We start from the raw sequence: 22603 nt of genomic DNA, 5'->3' as shown, positions 1-22603 counted from the left end.
CGATCCGCAGGCTCTCCGGCTGCTCGTCGTTGATGAGCTGGACCAGGAGTCTGCGATTCTCTGTGTTTGCCTGAGGATTTCCGGCACCCGCAGACCGCACTCCTTGGCCGCCCGATACGTACCCAGCGTCTGGAGGTCGTTGCCCGCGAACACAGCCGTGGACCGCTCGGGCAGCCTTTCGACACCCCGGCCCGCTCATGTACGAACCGAGGCTTCCTCTACACGCTCGCCGAAAGCTCCTCGCCAACAGCCTGCCGAGACGGCATCAGACGAGCGAGTCGTCGATCTCCGCGCGGCTGGGCATCGACGTGCTCGCCCCCGCGCGCTGCACCGACAGCGCCGCCGCCGCCGAGGCGAAGCGCAACGCGGCGGCTGCGGGAAGCCCTTCGGTGCGGGCCACCGCGAGCGCGCCGACGAACGTGTCGCCCGCCGCCGTGGTGTCCACCGCCTTCACCTGTACGGCGGGCACGCGCAGCCGCTCACCCGACCGCGAGCCGTACAGCGCCCCTTCGGAACCCAGCGTGATGACGGCCTCCGGCACCCGTTCGAGCAGTGCCTCCAGCGCCGCGTCGGCGGAGTCGGCGCCGGTGATGTCGGCGGCCTCGTGCTCGTTCGGCACGATCAGCGTGACGGCGTCGAGCAGCGCGTCCGGCAGGGGCTGCGCGGGCGCGGGGGTGAGGATCACCGGTACGCCCGCCGCGTGCCCGGCCTGGGCGGCGGCGATCACCGCGGCCATGGGCAGCTCCAGTTGGAGCAGGAGCGCCTGCGAGTCGGCGATCACCGCGACGTCGTCGTCGGTGGGGCCGGTGACGGTGCCGTTCGCGCCGGGCACCACGATGATCGAGTTGCCGCCGTCGTCGTCGACCACGATGTGCGCGATGCCGCTCGGGCCGGGCACCTGCCGCAGCCGTGCGACTTCCACCCCGGCCTCGGCCATGGTGGTGCGCATCTCGGTGCCGAAGCCGTCGTCGCCCACAGCGCCCAGGAAGGCCACCACCGAGCCCGCCCTGGCCGCCGCGATCGCCTGGTTGGCGCCCTTACCGCCGGGAATGGTACGGAACTCACGCCCGGTGACCGTCTCGCCCCGCTGGGGGGCCTGGGACACGTAGGCGACGAGGTCCATGTTCGCGCTGCCGAAGACCGAGATCATGCCCTCATCATCTCCTTCCCAAAGACCGCTGAATCGCCTGGGTGCGGCGCGCCAGCTCACCCAGCCCGATCCCGTCGAACCCGGTCAGACTGGTGGCCAGGCTGTCCCGCATCCTCCACCGCTCCGGCACCCCGCCGTTCAGCGCGCCCGCGACGGACCCCGCCGTGGCGCCGGCCGAGTCGGTGTCCCAGCCGCCGGCGACCGCTCCGGCGATGGTGGCGGTGAAGTCACCCTGGCCGTGGATCAGCGTGGCGGCCAGGAGGGCGGCGTTGTTGATCGTGTGCACCCAGTGCAGCGCGCCGTGCCGCTCGTGCAGCCGGTCGACGACCCGCTCGAAGTCGGCTTCCTTCGAGGCGTCCTCGACCGCCTGCCGTACCGCCTGGTAGAGCCGGGATCGCGGCGGGACGACGGACAGCCCGGCCTCGACCACCTCGGCGGCGGAGGAGGCGACCAGCGCGCTCGCGCACATGGCGGCGGCGAACATGGCGCCGTAGATGCCGTTCGCGGTGTGGGTGAGGCGGGCGTCGCGCCAGGCGTACTCGGCCGCGGTGGCCGGATCGCCGGGATTGACCCACCCGTACACGTCGGTCCTGATCAGCGCGCCGATCCATTCGCGGAACGGGTTGCGGTACGTCGCCGTCTCCGGCACCTCGACCCCGGCCAGCAGGTTGCGGTACGCGACGCGTTCGGCGGTGAACGTCCGGCCGGCGGGCAGCTCGTCGAGCCACAGCTTGGCCACATCGTCGGTGGTGAAACCGCGGCCGTGCCGTTCCAGGACGGACAGGGCGAGCAGCGGGTAGTTCAGGTCGTCGTCCTCGGGGACGCCGTCGATGTTCTCGGCCAGGGAGTTGACGGCGCTGCGCCGGTTCCACGGCCACCGTTCGGCGATGGCGCCGGGCAGCCCCCGGGCGGTGAACCAGCCGGTGATGGGCCAGTTGCCGGTGGCCTCGGCGATCTCCCTGATCCCCGCGCGGGGGATCTTCTCCACCGGCTTGCCGAGCACACATCCGGCCGCCCGCCCCTGCCAGGCCCCGAGGACCCGAGCCGGATCCACCTGCCGGGGAGCTCCGGGAGCGGAAGCGGCCAAGGCGCCCCGACCGCCGAGAGCGGCCTCAGCGGCGGCACCGGCCGGAACACCCAGGGCAGTTGGAGAGCCCGCGGTGGCGGGACCGCCCGGGGTGGCGGGGCCGCCGAGGGTGGCGGGAGCGCCCGCAGTGGCGGAAACGCCCGCAGTGGCGGAAACGCCCGCAGTGGCGGGACCGCCCGAGGTGGCAGGACCGCCCAGGGTGGCAGGAGCGGCCGAAGCAGGCGGCGCGGGCCAGTTCGGGCAGGCGGCGATGATGGCGGCTAGCTCGGACGGCTCGTCGAGCGGCGACGGAATCGCGGCCAGCTCGTCCAGCAGCCGCTCGGCGAGCGGTCGCAGCCTGAGCGCGCCGGGTTCGGAGGCCCCGGCGCGCGGTGGGGCGTCGTGGCCGCCCGCGGCGTGCCACCGCTCGGCGATGGCGCGTACGTCCCTGCCGTCCTCGGCGGCCTGGCGCAGCTCGTGGCCCACGAGGTCCTCAGGCTGCACCCAGGTGAGGCGGATCATCGGCCGTCGCCGTCAGCGCGGTCAGTGCGGCCGTCGAGGTCGGCGAAGGCGGTTTCGACCGCGCGGCGGCGGGCCGTGTCGTCGGCGTGCACCCGGCGGGCGACGTCGGCGATCACCCGTCCTGGCGCTTCCAGGTCGGTACGGCTCGCCTCGGCCACCTGCGTGACCCACTCGCGCGGGATCGAGCCGAGCCCGCCCAGGGCGCCCGCGATGGCGCCGCCCATGGAGGCGATCGAGTCGGCGTCGCGGCCGTAGTTCACGCCGCCGAGCACGGTGTCGCGGTAGTCGCCCTTGGCCACCACGAGGAAGCCCAGCGCCAGCGGCAGCTCCTCGATGCTGTGCACCCGGCTCGGCCGCCGCGCCCCGAGGCCCTGGTCGCGGTAGGTGTCGGCGACCGTGTCGAAGGGCCGTACGGCCGCGCGCAGCGTCTCGAAGGAGCCCTCCCAGTGGCCGAGCCCGGCGGCCGCCTCGCAGACCGCCTCGATGGCGGCCCTGGTGCCGTCCTTGGCCAGCCTGAGGCAGGTGGCCACCACGGAGTCGAAGCTCGCGCCCGGCCGCATCGCCTCGGCGACGGCCGCCGCCATGACGCCGGCGGCCTCCCGGCCGTAACTCGACTGGTGGGCGCCGGTCAGGTCGATGGCCTCGGCGTAGGCGGCGTCGGGGTCGGCGGCGTTGACGATGCCGACGGGCGCCACGTACATGGCCGCGCCGCAGTTGACGATGTTGCCGACCCCGGCCTCGCGGGGGTCCACGTGGCCGTAGTGCAGCCGGGCGACGATCCACTTCTCGGCCAGGAAGATCCGCTGCAGCGGCAGCGCCTCGGCCTCCAGCTCGGGGATCCACCGGCGCTCGCCCATCAGCTCGGGCACGAAGTACTCGGCCATCGAGTACGCCCCGAGATGGCCTCCGGCCTTCTCGTAGACGCGGATGAGCGCGTGCGTCATCAAGGTGTCGTCCGTGATGTGGCCGTCGCCCTTGTGGTACGGGGCGATGGGCCGGGCGTTGGCCCAGTCCTCGTTGTACGGGGGCACGATGCCCTCGACCTGCCCGCCGTACCTGGTGGTGATCTGCTCGGGAGTCCAGCCCTCGGTGGCGCCGCCCAGCGCGTCACCGACAGCCGCCCCCGCCACGCAGCCGGTCGCCCTGTCTTCAAGCGGCGTCATGCGAGTTCCTCCATAAGTTCGATGACATCTTTTCCTGCCATTTCCGGCAGACAGCACCCTGCCAGTGTGCGCGCCGACGCGATCCACCCCTCCGGGATCGCGTCGAGCCCGCCGCATGCCCCGGTGAGCGCCCCGGTGAGAGCGGGCGCGGAGTCGGCCAGCGCGGCCAGGCACGCGGCGGCCGGTACGGCGGCGCTCAGGGAGCCGCCCGCCACCTCGGCCAGCGCCAGCGCCACGGGCACCGTCTGCGCGGCGCCCACCCCGTAGCTGTAGACGTGGTCGAGCAGCGCGGCGTCGAGCGCGGGCACGGCGGCGAACGGGTCGCCCGCCTCGCGCGCCACCTTCAACGCCAGCCGGGCGTTGTGCCCGATGGCGGTGTCGGGCGGCAGTACGGCCAGCGCCGCCCCGGCCGCCGCGGCCGCCGAGCCCGTCGCCACCGCCTCGGCCACCGCGGCCGCCATGGCCAGGGCCCCGAGCAGCCCGTCATTGGCGTTGGTGACCTGGGCGTCCTCGGTCGGATCCCGGCCGAGCGCGCCGAAGGCGACGGCCCTGACGGCGGCGGCGTCGTCGAAGTGGTGCGGGTTGTCGTGGCCGCTGGCCGGGGGCTCGACGCCCTTGGCCAGGTTGCCGAGCGCGGTGGCCACCGAGATGCGCGCCCGGATGTCCGCGCGGCCCGTGAGGTCGCCGAACGCCTCGGCGCGCGGCCGGTCGATGGTGAGCACCGTCCAGGCGAGCCACTCGGCGTCGTCGGACGGGCCGACGGCCAGCGGCGCCACGGGCTGGTTGAGCGCGAACGGCACCGGCAGTGTGGTGACCCGGTGCTCCTCCGCGAACGTGTCGAGCTCGCGGAGCAGCCGTCTGCTCCATGGCGCGTGCAGGGCCGACCGGTGCCTGGCGGCGGGCCAGCCCACGGCGTCTCCCACGGCGAGCCCGACGAAGGCTCCCGCGATTCTGTCCCCCGACATGAGTTCCTACAGTCCTTCCGCCAGTTCGTCGGCGACGTCCAGCACATGCCTGCCCGCCACGACGGGCAGGCATTTACCCGTCACCGGGCCTATCCTGCTCGCCCAGCGTTCCGGAACGCCGTCCCGGCCCTGCCCGGCACCCGCGATGGCGCCGGCGATGGCGCCGATGGTGTCGGCGTCGCGGCCGAGGCTCACCCCGAACGTGACGCTGGTCTCGACGTCGCCGCCGCCCGCCAGGTACGCGGCCAGGGCCAGCGCCACGGCCTCGGGCGCCACGTCGGTCCAGGGGTAATGCTCGACCACCACGGCTTGGTGAAGCGCTTCGACGACCTGCAGCTCGTCGCCACTCGAGGCGCCCGCGTGGCCACCCGGCACGTCGTCACGGGCTCCCACGACGTCACCGTCTCGCACCGCATCGCCGACCCGCGCGATGTCGCCGTCTCGCACGACGTCGCCGTCTCGCGCCATGTTGCCGTCTCGCGCCGTGTCGCGGGCTCGCACGATGTCGCAGGCCCGCAGGATGTCGCGGGCCGTCCAGGAGTCCGCGGGGATCACCGACAGCGCGGCGGCCACCACCTCCCGCGGCGCGGCGCCGGTCATCGCGGCGGCCACCGCCCCGGCGACGGCCCGCCCGCCCAGCACGCCCTCGCCCGACTGGCTGACCCGCCCGTCCTGCTCGACGAGCCGGGCGGCCTCCGCCGGGTCGCCGGGGCAGAACACGCCGTACGGCGCCGCCCGCATGGCCAGCCCGTCGGACCAGCCGTGCTGGTGCGCGAGCCCGGTCAGCGGCGGCTCCAGCCCGCGTCTGAGCGCCTCGATGGTGCCGAGCTCGGAGAACCCGGCGCCGCGCATCGGCCCCGTCACCAGGGGGATGATCTCCGTCCGGTAGGCGTGGGCCACGTCGGCCGAGGTCAGCGCGTGCCCGTGCCGGATCAGCAGCGAGGAGGCGAAGATGGCGTACTCGGTGTCGTCCGTCCCGCCGCCCTCGATATCGGTGAGCCGGCCCCACCGCCGGCGGATCTCCGCCGGCGTGAGGTTCTCCGCGGGCGCCCCGAGGGCGTCGCCGGCCGCGAGGCCGAGCAGACACCCCCGGGCTTTGTCGCGATAAGTCACCGCTGGTACCGCTCCAGCACCTTGTTGCCGTCCGCCACCAGCTTGGCCGCGGCCTCGTCGATCGAGATCTTGTTGCCGTAGTACTGCTGCAGGACCGGCGTCGCGACCTTGCTCTTCCACTCGTCGAACCCGTTGACCTTGAGGAACGGCGCCACGACGAGGTTCTTGCCGGAGGCGGTGGCCACGTCCCAGCCGTTCTCCGTGGTGGTCATCGCCGGGTCGGCGGCGGCCTTGGCGGAGGTGGGCAGCAGCCAGTCGCCCTTGGCGAGCTTGGCCTGGTTGGGGCCGTTCAGGAAGAAGGAGATGAACTTCAGCGCTTCGTCCGGGTGCTTGCTGTCGGCGGCGACGGACAGGGTCTGCGAGACCGCGCCCTGGTCGCTGGTGGTGCCCTTCAGCGGCGGGAGCGTGACCCAGTCGAAGCCCTTGGGCGCCTGCTCGACGACCTGCTGGCGCAGGTAGACGCCGACCGGCAGCATCGCGTACTTGCCGGCGAAGAAGCCGGGCAGCGGGTCGGCGGTGCCCATGCCGAGCGCCGAGGTGTCGGCGGACTTGTCCTTGTAGAGCTGGTCGTGGATGCGCTGGAGGACCTGCTTCTCCTCCGGGCCCACCTTGACGGTCGTCTTGCCGTCGGTGGTCTGGAAGAAGGTGCCGCCGAAGTTGAGCGCCAGGTTCAGCGTCTTGTTGACGGGCGACTTCATCGGCCAGGCGACGCCGTACGCGCCGCTCTTGGTCAGCTTCTTGCTGACCTCGGCGAACTCGTCCCACGTCCACGGGTTGTCGGAGGTGGGAACGCGCACCTTGGCGGCGTCGAGCAGCTTCTTGTTGGCGATGATGACCTGCGACTCCTGCAGGAACGGCACGCCGTACACGCCCTGGTTGCCCTTGCCGTCGTCGAAGGTGACGGTGTCCCAGGCGGGCTGCGGGATGTCGCTCTTGAGGTCGGCGGGCACCTTGTCCTTGAGGTCGAGCAGGTAGCCCTTGGAGGCGAAGCCCGACAGGGCCGGGGAGTCGTCGTGGATGACGTCCGGCGGGTCGCCGCCCTCGAAGGAGGTGACGAGCTGGTCGTTGACGTTGTCCCAGCTGCCCTGGACGTAGGTGACCTGGATGGTCGGGTTGGCCTTGTTCCACTCGTCGACGAGCTGCTTGTTGGCCGCGACCGACTCCTTCTGCCAGGCGAGGCTGAGGAAGTTGAGCTTGACCGGCTCCCCGGGCTTGGCGGACTCGCCGGAGCTCGCGCCGCCACCGCCTCCCCCGCACCCGGCGGCCAGCGCGACGATCGCCGCCGCCGCCAACGCGGATTTGATACGCATAAGAGCCTCCTAGCCCTTCACAGCGCCGGCCATCAGGCCGGACCTCAGCCGTCGCTGGATGATTGCGAAAAAGATCAGGCTCGGGATCGTCGCCATGAGCGACGCCGCGGCCAGCGGGCCGAGCCTGGACACTCCCTCAGGGCCGGTGAACCTCACCAGCGTCAGCGGCAGTGTCATCACATCGGGGTCCTTGAGGACCACGAGCGCGAACAGGAACTCGTTCCATGAGGAGATGAACGAGAAGAGCAGCGTCGCCACCACGCCCGGCGCGAGCAGCGGCGCGACGATGCTGATGATCGAGCGGACCCGGGTCGCGCCGTCCATGGCCGCGGCCTCCTCCAGCTCGCGCGGCACGGACCGTACGTACCCCTGCAGCATCCACAGCGCGAACGGCAGCGTGAACGTCACGTGCACGACCACCAGGCCGAACAGGGTGTTCACCAGGTCGAGCTGCTTGAGCACCATGAACAGCGGGATGATGATCAGGATGAACGGGAACACCTGGCTGACCAGCACCCACCCAAGCGCCACCCGCTTGAGCACGCCCTGGTAGCGGGCCAGCGCGTAGGAGGCGGGCAGGGAGACGGCGACCGTCAGCACAGAGCTGGACAGGGCCACGATCAGGCTGCGCAGCCCCGCGCCCACCAGGTCCTGCTCACCGAAGGCGTCGGTGAAGTTGGCCAGCGTCGGCCGGTCCGGGATCCACGTCGGATGCAGGTTGGCCATCTCCTGCGGCGTCTTGAGCGCCGTGGACAGCAGCCACACCAGCGGGAACGCCAGAAAGACCATGTAGGCCAGGAGTGCCGCGTACTGCGGGATCTTCTTCATGACGCCTCCCGCATCTGCCGCCAGAGATAGAAGCCGAGCAGGCCCAGCACGACGATCACGATCGTGACGCCCATGGTCGCCGCGTAACCGAAGAAGCCGTAGCGGAACGCCTCCTCGTAGGCGAACAGCATCGGCAGCCTCGTCCGCCCTCCGGGACCGCCCTGCGTGAGCACGTAGACGAGGGTGAACTGGTTGACGTTCCACACGAAGTCGAGCGAGGTGATGGTGACGATGACCGGCCGCAACTGCGGCAGCGTGATGCTCCAGAACTTCCGCCAGATGCCCGCGCCGTCGACCTCGCCCGCCTCGTAGAGCTCCCTGGGGATGCCCTGCAGGCCGGCCAGCAGCACGACCGTGGTCTGCGGCATGCCGCTCCAGACGCCCATGACGATGATGGCGGGCAGGGCCCAGGAGAAGTCGGCGAGCCAGTTGATGTCGGTGCCGAACGTGGTGTTCACGATCCCGGCGTCGGGGTGGTAGACCAGCCGCCACATCAGCCCGATGACCACGGGCGGCATCGCCCATGGCACCACGGCCAGCACCCGGGCCAGCCCCCTGAACCACAGTTTCTGGTTGAGCAGCAGCGCCAGTCCCAACGAGGCCAGGAACTGCAGCACGGTCACCGACACCGCCCAGATCAGGCCGATCCTGATCGACGCCCAGAAGTCCTCGTCGGCGAGCAGGGTGCCGAAGTTCTCCAGGCCGACGAAGCTGGTGACGTGGTTGCGGCCCGACTCGGCGTCGGTGAACGCCAGGCCGATGCCGTACAGCAGCGGGCCCACGCTGAACAGCAGGACCGGCACCAGCGCGGGCAGCATGAGCACCCACATCTCGCGGTTCTGCCGCGAGCCGCCCTTGCGTCGCCTGCGCCGCGGCGCCTGCGCGGGCCTGGTAGCGGTCGCCGTCGTCATGAAGACCTTCCTCCTTCGGACGCCTCGCCCGCGGTGGACGCGCGGACCACCAGGCGAGGCAGGACGGTGACCAGACGGGGCTCGCGTTCGCCGTGGCGCAGCCGGTCGAGCAGCAGTTCGGCGGCGGCCTTGCCGCGTTCGGCGGAGCCCAGCGAGACGCTGGTGAGCGACGGCCAGGAGGCGGCGGCCAGGTCGGTGTCGTCCATGCCGACCACCGCCACGTCCTGCGGCACCCGCTTGCCCGCCGCGCGCAGCACGTCGAGCGCGCCCAGCGCGATCAGGTCGTTGGCGCACATCAGCGCGTCGATGCCGGGCACCCGCCGCAGCAGCGCCGCCACCGCGCGACGGCCCTCCTCGCGGTAGAAGTCGCCGATCTCCACCAGTCGCTCGTCGTACGTCAGGCCGACCGCCTCCAGCGCCTCCCGGTAGGCGGCGCCGCGGGCGGCTCCCGGCACGGTGTCGAGCGGGCCGTTGACCATCCCGATCCGGCGGCGGCCGAGCGCGTACAGGTGGTCGATGGCGAGCCGGACACCGGTGCGCGAGTCCGCGCGTACGTTGTCGACCCGCGTCCCCTCGGGCACCGAGCCGATGATCACGACGGGCGCCCGGGCGGCGGCGAGCATCCGCAGGTGTGTCTCGGTGACACGCAGCGGGCTCATGATCAGCCCGTCGACGTAGCGCTCGCCGAGGCTGTGCAGCACGTCGATCTCGTCGGCGGCGACGGCGTCGGTGGAGTGCAGCACCAGCCGGTAGCCCGCCGCCTTGAGCACGGGCTGGATCTCCCGCAGCATGGCCAGGTACGCCGGGTTGCCGACGTCGGCCATGGCGAACGCGACCTGGTGCGTACGGCGTGACTTGAGCGATCTGGCCACGGCGTTGCGCACATAGCCGAGCTCGTCGGCGGCGGCCATCACCTTGCGCACGGTCTCCTGCCTGGTCGGCAGGCCGTTCAGCACCCGCGAGACCGAGGCGATGGAGACGCCCGCGCGCTCGGCGATCGTGGTGATCGTGGGTCCGTCGGCCAAGGCTCTCCTTCCACGCGCGTCCGATAATTCCGTAAATTTCTGTAAACGTTTACGGCGTGTGGCACATGAAACATGCACGTAACGGACGGGGTCAAGTCACGATCACATAACACCAGGTCAAGCCCCTACTGGCGCTCCAGCCCGCCTGCGGGACCGACCGACCGACGGACGGACCGACGGACGGGCGGACGGGCGGCGGGCCCGCAGGGCAGCGGGGCGGCGGGGCCGGCGGGCCAGCGGTGCGGGGCCGGCTGGCGGGGTCGTGCCCGCCCGCCGTGCCAGGTCGGGTCGGGTCAGTGCGAGTCCGCCGGGACGGGGACGGGGGCGGGGGTGCGGGTCAGGGCGCGGATGGCGGGTGTGCCCGCGAGGGCGACGGCGGCGGCCAGCAGGGCCGGGAGGATCAGCGCGACCCGGAGCGACCAGGTCTGCGCGAGGTAGCCGAGCAGCGCGGGCCCCACCAGCAGCCCGCTGTAGCCGAACGCCGTGACCAGGGCCAGCGCGCGGCCGACCCGGCTGCCCGCCGCGCCCACCGCGCTGAAGATCACCGGAATGACGGTGGCCAGCCCGACGCCCGCGAGCGCCCAGCCGGTCCACGCGCACACCACCTGGAGCCCGTCACTGGTGAGCGGCGCGCCGAGGACGAGCGCGTACCCGCAGGTGGCGACCAGTCCGGCGAGCTGGATCGTGCGCACGGAGCCGAGACGGGCCCGGATCGGATCGCCCAGCAGCCGCACGGTCGTCATGGCCACCGAGAAGATCGTGTAGGCGATCGGCGCGGCGGCGGGGTCGGTGTGCAGCACCCAGCGGGCGTGCAGGGCGGCCCAGTCGATGGCCGCTCCCTCGCTCAGGTGCCCGGCGAACGCGGCGACGCCGAGCAGCGCGACCAGCCCCCAGCGCAGCGGGCTGCTCGCGGGCGCGGCCTCGTCCCCGGCGACGTGCCGGGGCGGGTCCGGCAGCAGCAGCCGGGCCGCGGGCACGTACAGGAACGGCACCACGATCGCCGCCCCCACCAGCAGCGCCTGCGGGTCCAGCCCGGCCTTCAGCGCCCCGGCGGTCAGCGCGCCGCCGGTGGCGCCGCCCAGGCTCCACGTGCCGTGGAAGGCCGAGATGATCGGCCGGCCGTAGACGCGTTCGACCTCGACCGAGTGGGCGTTCATGGCCACCTCGGTCACCCCCAGGCCGATCCCGAACACCACGGCCAGGACGGCCAGCGCCAGGTAGGAGGGGGCGAGGGCGGGCCCGAGCAGGACGGCCGCCGACAGCGGGCCGCCGAACCAGCAGACGACCCGGCTCGACCACCGGTCCACGAGCGGCCCCGCCACCAGCATCGACACCAGCGCGCCGCACGACACCAGCAGCAGGACGCTGCCGAGCCTGGCCGGGCCGAGTTCCAGGCGGTCATTGAGCGACGGCAACCCCGCCGCCCACAGGCCCATCACCAACCCGCTGAGAAAGAAAAAGGAGAAGACTGCGATACGGGCGCGCTTGGCGTCTCTTTTGTTCACGACTAGAGCATAATAACCCGGATGAGGCGCACACAATGGTGATGAACGGTGCGACGACCACTGCCGGTCTGCGGGCGTACAACCGGGTGCGGCTGCTGCGGGCGGTCCACGACTGCGGCGCGACCCGCACCCGATCGAAGCTGACCCAGGACCTGGCGCTGGCCCGAGGCACGGCGTCGGTGCTGGTCAGCGGCCTGGTCGACGACCGGCTGCTGCACGAGGAGCCGTCGGCGGAGCACGGCAGGGGACGGCCCACGCAGGTGCCCGGCCCGCATCCCGAGGGACCGCTGGCGCTGGCCGTGGACGTCCGGGAGGACTCGTGGGAGGTCGCGGCGTGCGAGCTGGGCGGCCGGGCCACGGTGCTGGACGTGCGGCGGCACGACGGCACGCCGGAGGGGGCCCTCGGTCCGCTGGGCGAGGTGCTGCGCAGGCAGCTCGGGCGGCTCGGGTCCCGGGTGATCGGGGTGGGCGTGGCCGTGGCGGGGCCGGTGCGCGACGGCGGCCTGGTGGACGTGGCGCACCTGCGCTGGCGCTCGGTGGACGTACCCGCGCTGCTCGGCCTCGGCACCGCGATCCCGGGTGGGCCGCGAGTGGGGAACGACACGGCCTTCGCGGCCTTGGCCGAGGCGCGGCGCGGGCGCTTGCGCGGGATCGGGGTGGGGCTGCACATCCATGTGGACTTCGACCTGGGCGGCGTGCTCGTGGTGGACGGCCGCCCGCTGGAGGGGGCCGGCGGGATGGGCGCCGAGTTCGGCCACATGCCGCTCACGGGCGGCGAGGCGCCCTGCATGTGCGGCGCGTACGGCTGCTGGGGGCTGGAGGTCGGAGCGAACGCGCTCCTGCGCCACATGGGCTTGGCGTACGGCGGCGGCCAGGGCCGCGACGACGCCCGCCGCATCCTCGCCGCAGCCGATTCAGGCGCCGAGACGGGTAGCGGCCCGAAGAGGGACGCAACCGGCGGCTCAGAGAGCGGGCAGGCCCCGATCTCGGACGACCGTCCGGATGGCGGGGCGGCGCTGCGCGCGGTCGCGACGAACGCGCGAGCACTCGGACGTGGGCTGGCGGCGCTGGTGAACGCGCACGATCCGGCGGTGGTGACCCTGTCCGGCCTGGGCGTCGACCTGTATGATCGAGCGCTCCCCACCTTGATGGAGTCGTTCGGCCGCGGTCTGATGACGATCCGCGGCGAGCGGCCGCCTGTGATAGCCCCCTCGGCCCTGGGCCGGCGCGGTCCGCTGGTCGGCGCCATGGAGTCGGTGTTCGACATGTTCCTCACCGTCCCCGGCGTCGAATCCTGGCACGGCGGCGGGTAGACACCCCGCCTAAGGCAGCCGCGAGCGACCCGGCCGACGGGCTCGGCCGCGGGTTCGCGAGGCAGGGGAAGGCGCGGTTCGGCATCCTGACCTCCCGTTTTAAGGACACCCCCATGTCGTCATCGTACGTCGAGGTGCTGGTCGACGTCCCGCAGCCCCGCCTCGCCGGAGCGTCGCCGGCCCACTTTCGCCGCCCACGACACGCCCGAACGGCGAATGTGACGGATACCACGCGCAAGGGCGTAAATCACCCAGGCGATTCGTGATCTTGCGGAGGAGGCCCGGCGGCCCAGGGCCACCCGGCGGCGACCGTCGGGGGGCCGTACGACCTGGTAGAAGGGCGTTTCGGGTCCCTCTGAAGTGGCCTCTCCCCCTGAGCGGGCTACCGTGTGGAGGAACGCGTGGGCGGCGGCACAGGGGCCGGCGGCGGCATGGTCACGCGGGACGTGGCGCGCGCCGAGACGGCCGCTTCGACGTGGCACACACGCTGAGCGGGCGCTTTCCACAACACGAACCGCTGGTATCCGCCATGATTAGCCACTGCACTACGGGTTACAGAATCCCCGATCCCAAATTCCCCGAGGAGAACCGAGATGGCACTTCCCACTCTCACCCCCGAGCAGCGCAAGGCGGCTCTGGAGAAGGCCGCGGAGGCACGCGCGGCTCGCACCGCTCTGCTGGCCAAGGTCAAGGCCGGTGAGCTGTCCTTCGCGCAGCTGCTGGAGCGCGATGACGACATCGCCAAGAAGATCAAGGTGTCGCAGGCCCTGCGCGCGGTCAAGGGCGTCGGCCCGGCCAAGGCCACCGCGCTGATGGAGGAGGCCGGCGTCGACGAGAAGCGCCGTCTCGGCGGCCTGGGCGCCCAGCAGCGCAAGAAGCTGGTCGAAGCGCTCGGCTGACGACCGGGCGGCCAGGTCCGCGCGCGAAGCCGCGCGGACCGGCCAGCGCTCCCGCGAAGCCGGTCAGGACCGAAGATAGGCGAGTACGGCCAGCACCCGCCGATGCTGATCGCTGTCGTCGGCGTACAGCCCGAGCTTGCTGAAGATGCTCCTGATGTGCTTCTCCACGGCGCCGTCGCTGATGACCAGCTGCCTGCCGATGGCCGGATTGGACTTCCCCTCGGCCATCAGCCCGAGCACCTCCCGCTCGCGCGGCGTCAGCTGCGCCAACGGGTCGTCCCTGCGCCTGCGCACCATCAACTGGGACACCACCTGAGGATCGAACACGGTCCCCCCGGCGGCGACCCGCCGGAGCCCCTCCATGAACTCGTCCACGTCCACGACCCGGTCCTTCAGCAGATAGCCCACGGCCCCCCGGGCGTCGGCGAGCAGGTCGTCGGCGTAGGAGACCTCGACGTACTGCGACAGGATGAGCACCGGCGCCCCCGGGACCCGGCGGCGCGCCTCCACGGCGGCCCTGAGCCCCTCGTCGGTGAACGACGGCGGCATCCGCACGTCGACCACCGACACGTCCGGCCGGTGCTCGGCCACCGCCGCGACGAGCCCGTCACCGTCACCGACGGTCGCGACCACCTCGCAGCCGAACTCTTCGAGCAGCCTGACCAGGCCCTCCCTGATCAATACCGCGTCATCGGCCACGACTACGCGCACGGCACCTCCGCCACGATCACCGTCGGCCCGCCGTCGGGTGACTGCACGGCCAGCTCCCCGTCGACTGCGCGGAGCCGGTCGGCCAGACCGGCGAGACCGTGTCCCTTGGCGACGTGTGCGCCGCCGACCCCATCATCCCCGATGGTGAGCATGAGAATGTCACCGATGCGGATGAGCTGGATGGTGCAGATGGTGGCGCGGCTGTGCTTGGCGACGTTCGTGAGCGTCTCGGCGACGACGAAGTAGATGGCGTTCTCGACCGCGGCCTGGTAGCGCTGGACGGTCTGCACGTCGAGGTCGACCGGGATGGTGCAGCGCCCGGCGAGGGCGGCGAGGGCCGGGGCGAGGCCGCGGTCCGACAGGATGGGCGGCGCGATGCCGCGTGACAGGGCGCGCAGTTCGTCGAGCGTCTCGCGGGTGGCGTTGATCGCCGAGCTGATCGTGGCCTGCGCGGCCTCGGGGTCCTTGCGCATCTGCCGCTGCGCCCTGGACAGCTCCATGGCCAGCGAGACGAGGCGCTGCTGCGGGCCGTCGTGGATGTCGCGCTCCAGCTTGCGCAGCGCGTTGGCCTCGGCGGAGACGGCCGCGGCCCGGCCCTCCGCCAGGTCGTCGATGCGCTCCTGCAGCTCTGCGACGCCGGTCAGCAGCGCCCGGCCGAGCCCGGACCGCAGCAGCGCGGAGGCGCGCGTCATGATCGGCATGATGAGCAGGGCGACCAGGCCGAGGACGACGTAGAAGATCGAGTTCACCCAGTAGCCCCGCCCGATGCCGAGCAGCTCGGGCAGCTCGACGTTGTCGGGGATGCGCGAGGTGATGACGCCGTACAGGGGGTAGGTCAGCCCGGCGATCGGCAGCGCCCAGAACACCACGGTCAGCACGAACGACACGATGGCCAGCGGGAAGTTGAGCAACCCGTGCAGCAGGTCGAGCCATGACTGCCCGCTGGTCATCGGGTTCACCAGCCGGCGGAACCGCCCGGCCCCGGCGGGCGCGGGCTTGTAGCGGGGGCGTACCGGCGGGCGCTTGAGCACGTCGGAGAGCCAGCCGCGCTCCGCGTCCGCGAAACCACGGGCGATCATGAGAGTGCCCGCGAGCAGCGGCACACCGACCCACACGATCGCCGTGCCCACACCGGCGGCCATCCCGGCGACCAGGAGCACGAAGGCGATGACGGCCGTGGGGAAGCCGACCAGCGTGTAGCGGGTGTCCAGGAGGACACGTCTCATGAGGGAGCGCATGGCGTTCACCGTACGACGGTGCCACGCCCGGATCGACCCGGTGCGCAGGTATATGGCGGTAGGGCCTGCCCTACCTTCCTTGGTGGTGTGATCTTGCCTGGAAGAGGGCGGCTCACGGCACTGTGCCGGAGCGGTCGTGGCGGAAGTCTTGAGGCCTCACCTACTCGGATGAATCGAGGCCCCCCATGACCGCGTTGCTCGACCACCCGGCGCCCCTGCCGGAGGCCGCTGTACCGGTCCGCCCCGCCCCGGCGCGGCGGGCGGCGGTCAGGGACCCGTTCATCGACATCCTGCGGGTGTTCGGCATGGCGCTGGTGGTGCTGCAGCACTGGACGATCCCGGTGCTCACCTTCGACGGGGCCCGCCTGACGACCGGCAACGCCCTGTCGACGCCGGGGGTGTGGGTGGTGACCTGGGTCAGCCAGGTGATGCCGCTGGTGTTCTTCGCGGGCGGCGCCGCCAACGCCATCAGCTTCGGCCGGGCGGCGCACGGGGGGCCGCGGTGGCTGGCCACCCGGCTGCGCCGGCTGGCCTGGCCCCTCCTGCCGCTGGCCGCGGTCTGGATCCCGCTGCCCCAGTTGCTGGTCACTCTGGGCGTGCCCGCGCAGCCGCTGGCGGTGGGCTCGACGCTGACCGGCCAGCTCCTGTGGTTCCTCGCCGTCTACCTGATCGCGGTCACGGCCACGCCGTACATGATGCGGCTGCACGAGAGGTACGGCCTGCGCGTCCCGGTCGTCCTGGCGGCCGGGGCGGTGCTGACGGACGTGGTGCGGTTCTCGACCGGGCTGGACGCGCTGGGCTACCTCAACATCGTGTTCGTCTGGCTGGCGGTGCACCAACTCGGTTTCCGGTACGCCGAAGGACGGCTGACGCGCCCCGGGCTGATGGCGATCGGCGGATTCGGGGCCGCGGCGCTGCTCGTGGCGTTCGGCCCGTACCCGGGCAGCATGATCGGCCTGCCCGGCGCCGAGGTGTCGAACATGGCCCCGCCCACGCTGGCCATGCTGGCCGTCTCGGTCGGCCAGATCGGGCTGGCCACGCTGCTGCGGCCGTGGATCCTGCGGCTGCGGACCGAGAAGCTGCTCGCCTGGGCGGGGCCGCGCATCATGACCGTCTACCTGTGGCACATGCCGGCGCTGTTCGCGGTCACCGGTGTGGTCGTCGTCGGCCTCGGCATCGACACTCCGGCGCCGGGCGGCCTGGGCTGGTTCGCCGGGTGGCCGATCTGGTTCGGGGCGCTCTGCCTGGTGATGTGGCCGCTGCTGAGGGTCTTCTCCCGGTTCGAGGAGCCGCCCGCGCTGCCGTACGGCGAGGCCACGTGGCGCGGCACGCTCATCTCGGCGGCGCTGGTCGGCGGCGGGCTGCTGGCGCTGACCGTGGCGGGGTTCGCGCCCGGCAACACGCCGTTCCTGGCGGTTCTGGCGATCCTGGGCGGACTGCTGCTTACCGGTCCGAGGGCACGTGTGTGAGGATTCGGAAACACGGTGGTCATCCGAATCCTCGAAGAATATGGTCACATGACGCACATCCAGCCCTTGTCGGAAGCCGACCTGCCCGGTGTCGCCGAGATCTACGCGCACTACGTGACGGACTCGGTGGCCACCTTCGACGAGACGCCCCTCGACACCGAGGCGTGGCGGCTGAAGGCGGCGGCGATCACCGAGGCGGGCCTGCCGTTCCTGGTGGCCAAGGAGGGCGACCAGGTGCTGGGGTACGCCTACTGCGCGCGCTACCGCCCCAAGCCCGCCTACCGGCACACCGTCGAGGACACGATCTACCTCTCGCCCGGCGCGACCGGGCGCGGACTGGGCCGGCGGCTGCTCGGCGAGCTGATCTCCCGCGCCGCCGAGAGCGGCGCCCGGCAGATGATCGCGGTGATCGCCGACAGCGGCGATCCGGCGTCGCTGAAGCTGCACGCCGCGTTCGGGTTCGCGGAGGCGGGCCGGCTGAAGGCGGTCGGGTTCAAGCACGGGCGGTGGATCGACACCATCCTCTACCAGCTCGAACTCGCCTAGCACGGCGATATCGGACGGTCATGGGGCGCTGCCGGACCCGGTTGGGTTCGACCATCCGGCAAACTTCGGCAGGATAGAGGGTGTGAGCCTCCTCGTTGACCGCCTGCCGGAAGAGATCGACGCCGCCCCGGACGCCATTTTCGACGCGTTCGTTACCTGGAACTCCGAACGGGGGCTCACGCTCTATCCCGCCCAGGAGGAGGCGCTCATCGAGGTCGTCTCCGGGAGCAACGTGATCCTGGCCACCCCGACGGGCTCCGGCAAGAGCCTGGTCGCGGCGGGTGCCCACTTCGCAGCGCTGACCAGGGACGTCCGCACCTTCTACACCGCGCCGATCAAGGCGCTGGTGTCGGAGAAGTTCTTCGACCTGGTCTCCGTCTTCGGCACCGAGAACGTCGGCATGATGACCGGCGACGCCAGCGTCAACCCGGGCGCCCCGATCATCTGCTGCACGGCCGAGATCCTGGCCAACGTGGCGCTGCGCGACGGCGCGGCGGCCGACATCGGCCAGGTCGTCATGGACGAGTTCCACTTCTACGCCGAGCCCGACCGGGGCTGGGCCTGGCAGGTGCCGCTGCTGGAGCTGCCGAACGTGCAGTTCGTGCTGATGTCGGCGACGCTCGGCGACGTCTCGATGTTCGAGCGCGACCTGACCCGGCGCACCGGGCGGCCCACCGCGGTCGTCAAGCACGCCGAGCGGCCGGTGCCGCTGATCTACTCCTACCGGATGACGCCCCTGCACGAGACGCTGGAGGAGATGCTCCGCACCGGCCAGGCCCCCGTCTACGTGGTGCACTTCACCCAGGCCGCCGCCATGGAGCGGGCGCAGTCCCTGATGTCCATCAACATGGCGACGAAGGCCGAGAAGGAGGCCATCGCCACGCTGATCGGCGGTTTCCGTTTCACCACCCGGTTCGGCCGGGCCCTGTCCCGGCTCGTCCGGCACGGCATCGGCGTCCACCACGCGGGGATGCTGCCCAAATACCGGCGTCTGGTGGAGCGGCTGGCCCAGGCCGGGCTGCTGAAGGTCATCTGCGGCACCGACACGCTCGGCGTCGGCGTCAACGTGCCGATCCGGACCGTGCTGTTCACCGCGCTGTCCAAGTACGACGGCAACAAGGTGCGCCGCCTGCGCGCCCGCGAGTTCCACCAGATCGCCGGGCGGGCCGGGCGGGCGGGCTTCGACACCATCGGCTACGTCGCCTGCCAGGCGCCCGAGCACGACGTCGAGAACGCCAAGGCGCTGGCGAAGATCGGCGACGACCCGAAGCGGCGGCGCGGCTACGCCCGCAAGAAGCCGCCGGAGGGGTTCGTCGGCTGGAGCGAGGAGACCTTCGAGAAGCTGCAGACCGCCGAGCCCGAGCCGCTCAACTCCCGGTTCAAGGTCACCAACGCCATGCTGCTCGCGGTCATCAACCGGCCCGGCGACTGCTTCCAGGCGATGAAGCACCTGCTCACCGACAACCACGAGGACCGCAAGTGGCAGCGCCGGCACATCAGCCAGGCCATCGCCATCTACCGGTCGCTGCTCGCGGGCGGCATCGTCGAGCAGCTCACGGAGGCCGACGAGCAGGGCCGGCGGGCCAGGCTGACGATCGACCTGCAGGAGGACTTCGCGCTCAACCAGGCGCTGTCCACGTACGCGCTGGCCGCCTTCGACCTGCTCGACCACGAGTCGCCGAGCTACGCCCTCGACACGGTGTCGATCGTGGAGTCCATCCTCGACGACCCGCGTCAGATCCTGTCGGCCCAGCTGAAGAAGGCCAGGGGCGAGGCGGTCGCGCAGATGAAGGCCGACGGCATCGAGTACGAGGAGCGGATGGAGCAGCTCGCCGAGGTCATGTACCCGATGCCGCTCGAAGACCTGCTGCTCGGGGCCTACGAGACCTACCGGCGCGGGCATCCGTGGGTGGGCGACTACACGGTCAGCCCCAAGAGCGTGGTGCGCGACATGTACGAGCGGGCGATGACGTTCGCCGACTACATCCAGTTCTACGAGCTGGCCAGGTCGGAGGGCACGGTGCTGCGCTACCTGGCCGACGCCTACCGGACGCTGTCGCGCACGGTCCCCGAGCATCTCAAGACCGAGGACCTCATCGACCTGATCGAGTGGCTGGGCGAGCTGGTCAGGCAGGTCGACTCCTCCCTCATCGACGAGTGGGAGAAGCTGGCCAACCCCGAGGAGGCGCTGGAGCGCAAGGACCAGCTGGAGGCCAAGGTCCGGCCGGTCACCGCCAACACGCGGGCCTTCCGGGTGCTGGTGCGCAACGCGATGTTCCGCCTGGTCGAGCTCTGCGCCATCGAGAAGGAGGACGAGCTGGCGGAGCTGGCGCCCGACGTCGACTGGGGCGCGGCGCTCGACGCCTACTACGCCGACCACGAGGAGATCTTCACCGACGCCGACGCGCGGGGTCCCGCGCTGCTGCGCATCGAGGAGGAGGACGGCCTGTGGAAGGTGCGTCAGACCATCAAGGACCCGGCCGGTGACGGTGACTGGGGCATCGACGCGCAGATCGACCTGGCCGGCTCCGACGAGGAGGGCCGCGCGGTGGTGCACGTGCAGGGCCTCAACAGGCTCTGACGAAATAAGCCGTGTGCCGGAGCGGACTGGCAAGGGCGCCCCGGCACACGCCTGTCATCTAAGTCTCCGACAGCCAAGTTCGTCATCGCGTCATAGCAATGTCTCAAGATCGAGACATTCGGCGGATTGTCCGAGATCTCGCACCACTTCGCTCGCGGATCATGGGACAAAATAGACGAATGAGCGACGGAGAGAACAGGCGGGTGCTCGGCCTGCTCGCCCAGGACGACACGCTGCGGGCCTTCGCCTCCCTGGTCCTCGGCGCCACCGACGGACTGTCGCCGAAGGTCCTGGCCCGGCTGGCCGCCGGTGGGCTGGCCGTACAGGAGGAGGACGGCAAGTGGCGGGCGGCGCCGGAGAAGTTCCGTGAGCTGCTCCGGGCGCGGGCCGCCGAGCCCGAGCCCGAGGTGAGCGCCGAGGAGCGGCTGCTGCAGACGTTCCTGGTGGACGGGCGGCTGAAGAGCATGCCGATGAAGCACGAGAAGCGGGTCGTGGTGCTCCGCTACATCTCGCGGGTGTTCGAGCCCGGTGTCCGCTATCCGGAGAAGGACGTGAACGTCGCGCTGCGGGCCTTCCACGATGACTACGCGGCTCTGCGCAGGTATCTGGTGGACGAGTGCCTGCTGTCCAGGGAGGACAACGTCTACTGGCGCAGCGGCGGCCCGGTGGAGCTCTAGCGCTGCAGGTTGCTGGTCCAGGCGTCGATCTTGGCCTGCCACCGCGCGGGGTCCTCCGGCCGGCCGGGGACGCCCGGCCGGGTCTGCCAGGGCAGCGGCCCCGGCTCCTGCCGGTACTCCACCCCGATCGCGGCCAGCCGCGGCAGGTGGGCCGCCAGCCGCAGGCGGAAGTCGGCCAGGTCCCGGGCGGGCGGGCTCCACACCGTCTCCGCGAACGCCGCCACCCGCGGGAAGGCCATGTAGTCCAGGCGCCGGTTGGAGTCGATCAGCTCGGTCCAGAGACCGCACTGCGACCCGAGGACCCGCTCCCCTGCCGGATCGTCGCGCAGCTCCTTCGGGACCGGGTCGAAGGCGTACACGTCCTCCAGCGTCAGCACGGTCCCGAACGGCACCGGCTCGTCCTCCCCCGGCCCTTGCCGGTAGTCGAAGTAGACGGAGGTGTTCGGGCAGGTGATCACGTCGTGCCCGGAGCGGGCCGCCGACACCGCCCCCAGGTCGCCGCGCCAGGAGGCCACCACGGCGCCCGGCGCGAGCCCGCCTTCCAGGATCTCGTCCCAGCCCACCAGCCTGCGTCCCCGCGCGGCCAGGTACGCGTCGAAGCGGTGGATGAACCAGCTCTGCAGCTCGTCCTCGTCCCGCAGCCCGAGCTCACCGATGCGGCGCTGCGCGGCGGGGCTGGCCCGCCACTGGTCCTTGCGGCACTCGTCGCCGCCGACGCACACGTACGGGCTCGGGAACAGCTCCAGCACCTCGTCGAAGACGTTCTGGAAGAACGCGATCGTGCTGTCCTCGACGTTCAGCACGTTCACGCCGACGCCCCACGTGGTGCGCACCTCCAGCGGGGTGTCGAGGTTGCCCAGCTCGGGGTAGGCGGCGATGGCGGCCTGGGTGTGGCCGGGCAGGTCGATCTCCGGCACGACCGTGACGTACCGCCGCGCCGCGTAGGCGACGATCTCCCGCAGGTCGTCCTGCGTGTAGTAGCCGCCGTGCGGGCGGCCGTCCATGGCGCCGTTCCAGCCGGTCTGGCTCTCCGTGCGCCAGGCGCCGACCTCGGTCAGCCGGGGGTAGCGCTTGATCTCGACGCGCCAGCCCTGGTCGTCGGTGAGGTGCAGGTGCAGCACGTTGAGCTTGTGCAGCGCCATCAGATCGATGAAGCGCAACAAATCATGCTTGGTCATGAAATGTCGGGCGACGTCGAGGATGCAGCCGCGCCACCCGAACCTCGGCTCGTCCTCGATCAGGACGGCGGGCAGCACCAGCGGCTCCCCCGCCGCCGCCTTCCTGAACGCGGCGGCCGGGAGCAGCTGCCGCAGCGTCTGCGCCCCGTAGAACACCCCCGCAGGGCCGCCACCCTCGATCACGACGCCGTCGTCGGCCACGCTCAGCCGGTACGCCTCGGGTGACAGCTCGTCGTGGAGCCGGAGAGTGATCGTTCCCGAGCCCGGTCCCGGCAGCAGTTCGCCGCCGGTGACCGGGCTCAGCTCGCCCCGCAACCAGGAGGCGACGCCGGTGAGCGCCGGCTCCGCGGTCAGAGCGGTGTCCCGATCGAGGACGAACCGCCCCTGCCGGACCTCGTACCGGACGGGCTTGGGAACGATCATGAGCTCTCTT

General features: G+C 71.7%; 19 protein-coding genes. 6 read left to right on the top strand and 13 right to left on the bottom strand.

Annotated features, from left to right (window positions below; genetic code table 11):
- Positions 1–265 precede the first annotated feature (265 nt).
- From rbsK to ACGFNP_RS30460, 10 genes are all read right to left on the bottom strand, one after another.
- On the bottom strand, positions 266–1150 hold the full coding sequence (gene rbsK / locus ACGFNP_RS30505; protein ID WP_358325349.1) for a ribokinase: 885 nt from the start codon (positions 1148–1150) through the stop codon (positions 266–268).
- 7 nt (positions 1151–1157) lie between these two features.
- Entirely contained in the window at positions 1158–2738 is a 1581-nt protein-coding gene (locus tag ACGFNP_RS30500; protein ID WP_393324785.1) for an ADP-ribosylglycohydrolase family protein, read from the bottom strand.
- Complete coding sequence (locus tag ACGFNP_RS30495; protein WP_358325343.1) at positions 2735–3901, bottom strand: ADP-ribosylglycohydrolase family protein; 1167 nt, start codon at positions 3899–3901, stop codon at positions 2735–2737. The genes ACGFNP_RS30500 and ACGFNP_RS30495 overlap by 4 nt, the downstream gene beginning before the upstream one ends.
- On the bottom strand, positions 3898–4866 hold the full coding sequence (locus ACGFNP_RS30490) for an ADP-ribosylglycohydrolase family protein (RefSeq protein ID WP_393324782.1): 969 nt from the start codon (positions 4864–4866) through the stop codon (positions 3898–3900). The genes ACGFNP_RS30495 and ACGFNP_RS30490 overlap by 4 nt, the downstream gene beginning before the upstream one ends.
- A gap of 6 nt (positions 4867–4872) precedes the next feature.
- Positions 4873–5979 (bottom strand): ADP-ribosylglycohydrolase family protein, encoded by a 1107-nt coding sequence (locus tag ACGFNP_RS30485; protein WP_393324780.1) that lies wholly within the window; start codon positions 5977–5979, stop codon positions 4873–4875.
- Positions 5976–7289, bottom strand: coding sequence for a sugar ABC transporter substrate-binding protein (locus ACGFNP_RS30480; protein WP_358325335.1), 1314 nt, complete (start codon positions 7287–7289; stop codon positions 5976–5978). The genes ACGFNP_RS30485 and ACGFNP_RS30480 overlap by 4 nt, the downstream gene beginning before the upstream one ends.
- A 9-nt stretch (positions 7290–7298) precedes the next feature.
- Complete coding sequence (locus ACGFNP_RS30475; protein ID WP_214638808.1) at positions 7299–8117, bottom strand: carbohydrate ABC transporter permease; 819 nt, start codon at positions 8115–8117, stop codon at positions 7299–7301.
- Positions 8114–9028, bottom strand: coding sequence for a sugar ABC transporter permease (locus ACGFNP_RS30470; protein ID WP_358325332.1), 915 nt, complete (start codon positions 9026–9028; stop codon positions 8114–8116). Before ACGFNP_RS30470 ends, ACGFNP_RS30475 begins: the two co-directional genes overlap by 4 nt.
- Positions 9025–10053, bottom strand: coding sequence for a LacI family DNA-binding transcriptional regulator (locus ACGFNP_RS30465; protein WP_358325329.1), 1029 nt, complete (start codon positions 10051–10053; stop codon positions 9025–9027). The genes ACGFNP_RS30470 and ACGFNP_RS30465 overlap by 4 nt, the downstream gene beginning before the upstream one ends.
- A 293-nt stretch (positions 10054–10346) precedes the next feature.
- Positions 10347–11558, bottom strand: a complete 1212-nt coding sequence (locus ACGFNP_RS30460; RefSeq protein WP_393324777.1) for an MFS transporter — start codon at positions 11556–11558, stop codon at positions 10347–10349.
- Between the two features lie 41 nt (positions 11559–11599).
- Here ACGFNP_RS30460 and ACGFNP_RS30455 point away from each other — a divergent pair, with 41 nt between their 5' ends.
- Both ACGFNP_RS30455 and mihF read left to right on the top strand, forming a co-directional pair.
- Positions 11600–12871: an ROK family protein gene (locus tag ACGFNP_RS30455; RefSeq protein WP_393324775.1), complete on the top strand. Its 1272-nt coding sequence runs from the start codon at positions 11600–11602 to the stop codon at positions 12869–12871.
- Positions 12872–13464: 593 nt separating this feature from the next.
- Entirely contained in the window at positions 13465–13770 is a 306-nt protein-coding gene (gene mihF / locus ACGFNP_RS30450; RefSeq protein ID WP_358325321.1) for an integration host factor, actinobacterial type, read from the top strand.
- 63 nt (positions 13771–13833) lie between these two features.
- Here mihF and ACGFNP_RS30445 read toward each other — a convergent pair whose 3' ends face one another.
- Entirely contained in the window at positions 13834–14481 is a 648-nt protein-coding gene (locus tag ACGFNP_RS30445; protein WP_358325318.1) for a response regulator transcription factor, read from the bottom strand.
- Positions 14472–15707, bottom strand: coding sequence for a sensor domain-containing protein (locus ACGFNP_RS30440; protein WP_358325315.1), 1236 nt, complete (start codon positions 15705–15707; stop codon positions 14472–14474). The genes ACGFNP_RS30445 and ACGFNP_RS30440 overlap by 10 nt, the downstream gene beginning before the upstream one ends.
- A gap of 197 nt (positions 15708–15904) precedes the next feature.
- Between ACGFNP_RS30440 and ACGFNP_RS30435 the strand changes: the two genes are divergently transcribed.
- The 4 genes from ACGFNP_RS30435 to ACGFNP_RS30420 all read left to right on the top strand — a co-directional run bounded on the left by ACGFNP_RS30435 (position 15905) and on the right by ACGFNP_RS30420 (position 20992).
- Positions 15905–17188 (top strand): acyltransferase family protein, encoded by a 1284-nt coding sequence (locus ACGFNP_RS30435; protein ID WP_393324772.1) that lies wholly within the window; start codon positions 15905–15907, stop codon positions 17186–17188.
- Positions 17189–17236: 48 nt separating this feature from the next.
- Positions 17237–17734, top strand: a complete 498-nt coding sequence (locus ACGFNP_RS30430) for an N-acetyltransferase family protein (RefSeq protein ID WP_358325309.1) — start codon at positions 17237–17239, stop codon at positions 17732–17734.
- Between the two features lie 73 nt (positions 17735–17807).
- Positions 17808–20315 carry a DUF3516 domain-containing protein gene (locus tag ACGFNP_RS30425; protein ID WP_358326019.1) on the top strand — a complete coding sequence of 836 codons (2508 nt, stop codon included), beginning with the start codon at positions 17808–17810 and terminating at the stop codon, positions 20313–20315.
- A 179-nt stretch (positions 20316–20494) separates the two neighbouring features.
- Positions 20495–20992, top strand: coding sequence for a DUF2087 domain-containing protein (locus ACGFNP_RS30420; RefSeq protein ID WP_358325307.1), 498 nt, complete (start codon positions 20495–20497; stop codon positions 20990–20992).
- On the opposite strand, the gene ACGFNP_RS30415 is transcribed toward ACGFNP_RS30420, so the two are convergent.
- A complete protein-coding gene (locus tag ACGFNP_RS30415; RefSeq protein ID WP_393324769.1) occupies positions 20989–22593 on the bottom strand; it encodes a beta-N-acetylhexosaminidase in 1605 nt (534 codons plus the stop codon). The genes ACGFNP_RS30420 and ACGFNP_RS30415 overlap by 4 nt on opposite strands.
- Between the last annotated feature and the right edge of the window lie 10 nt (positions 22594–22603).

It is taken from the genome of Nonomuraea sp. NPDC049269 (assembly GCF_043197155.1).
Lineage (GTDB): Bacteria > Actinomycetota > Actinomycetes > Streptosporangiales > Streptosporangiaceae > Nonomuraea.
The sequence above is the reverse complement of the archived record's forward strand: the minus strand, read 5'-3'. Positions and strand labels throughout refer to the sequence as shown.

What these genes read in the sequence shown, in the direction of transcription:
- ACGFNP_RS30415 (WP_393324769.1), bottom strand. Translation starts at nt 22,593, where the DNA reads ATGATCGTTCCCAAGCCCGTCCGGTACGAGGTCCGGCAGGGGCGGTTC.
- ACGFNP_RS30475 (WP_214638808.1), bottom strand. Translation starts at nt 8,117, where the DNA reads ATGAAGAAGATCCCGCAGTACGCGGCACTCCTGGCCTACATGGTCTTT.
- ACGFNP_RS30480 (WP_358325335.1), bottom strand. Translation starts at nt 7,289, where the DNA reads ATGCGTATCAAATCCGCGTTGGCGGCGGCGGCGATCGTCGCGCTGGCC.
- ACGFNP_RS30455 (WP_393324775.1), top strand. Translation starts at nt 11,600, where the DNA reads ATGAACGGTGCGACGACCACTGCCGGTCTGCGGGCGTACAACCGGGTG.
- ACGFNP_RS30435 (WP_393324772.1), top strand. Translation starts at nt 15,905, where the DNA reads ATGACCGCGTTGCTCGACCACCCGGCGCCCCTGCCGGAGGCCGCTGTA.
- ACGFNP_RS30495 (WP_358325343.1), bottom strand. Translation starts at nt 3,901, where the DNA reads ATGACGCCGCTTGAAGACAGGGCGACCGGCTGCGTGGCGGGGGCGGCT.
- ACGFNP_RS30440 (WP_358325315.1), bottom strand. Translation starts at nt 15,707, where the DNA reads ATGAGACGTGTCCTCCTGGACACCCGCTACACGCTGGTCGGCTTCCCC.
- ACGFNP_RS30500 (WP_393324785.1), bottom strand. Translation starts at nt 2,738, where the DNA reads ATGATCCGCCTCACCTGGGTGCAGCCTGAGGACCTCGTGGGCCACGAG.
- mihF (WP_358325321.1), top strand. Translation starts at nt 13,465, where the DNA reads ATGGCACTTCCCACTCTCACCCCCGAGCAGCGCAAGGCGGCTCTGGAG.
- rbsK (WP_358325349.1), bottom strand. Translation starts at nt 1,150, where the DNA reads ATGATCTCGGTCTTCGGCAGCGCGAACATGGACCTCGTCGCCTACGTG.
- ACGFNP_RS30490 (WP_393324782.1), bottom strand. Translation starts at nt 4,866, where the DNA reads ATGTCGGGGGACAGAATCGCGGGAGCCTTCGTCGGGCTCGCCGTGGGA.
- ACGFNP_RS30430 (WP_358325309.1), top strand. Translation starts at nt 17,237, where the DNA reads ATGACGCACATCCAGCCCTTGTCGGAAGCCGACCTGCCCGGTGTCGCC.
- ACGFNP_RS30470 (WP_358325332.1), bottom strand. Translation starts at nt 9,028, where the DNA reads ATGACGACGGCGACCGCTACCAGGCCCGCGCAGGCGCCGCGGCGCAGG.
- ACGFNP_RS30420 (WP_358325307.1), top strand. Translation starts at nt 20,495, where the DNA reads ATGAGCGACGGAGAGAACAGGCGGGTGCTCGGCCTGCTCGCCCAGGAC.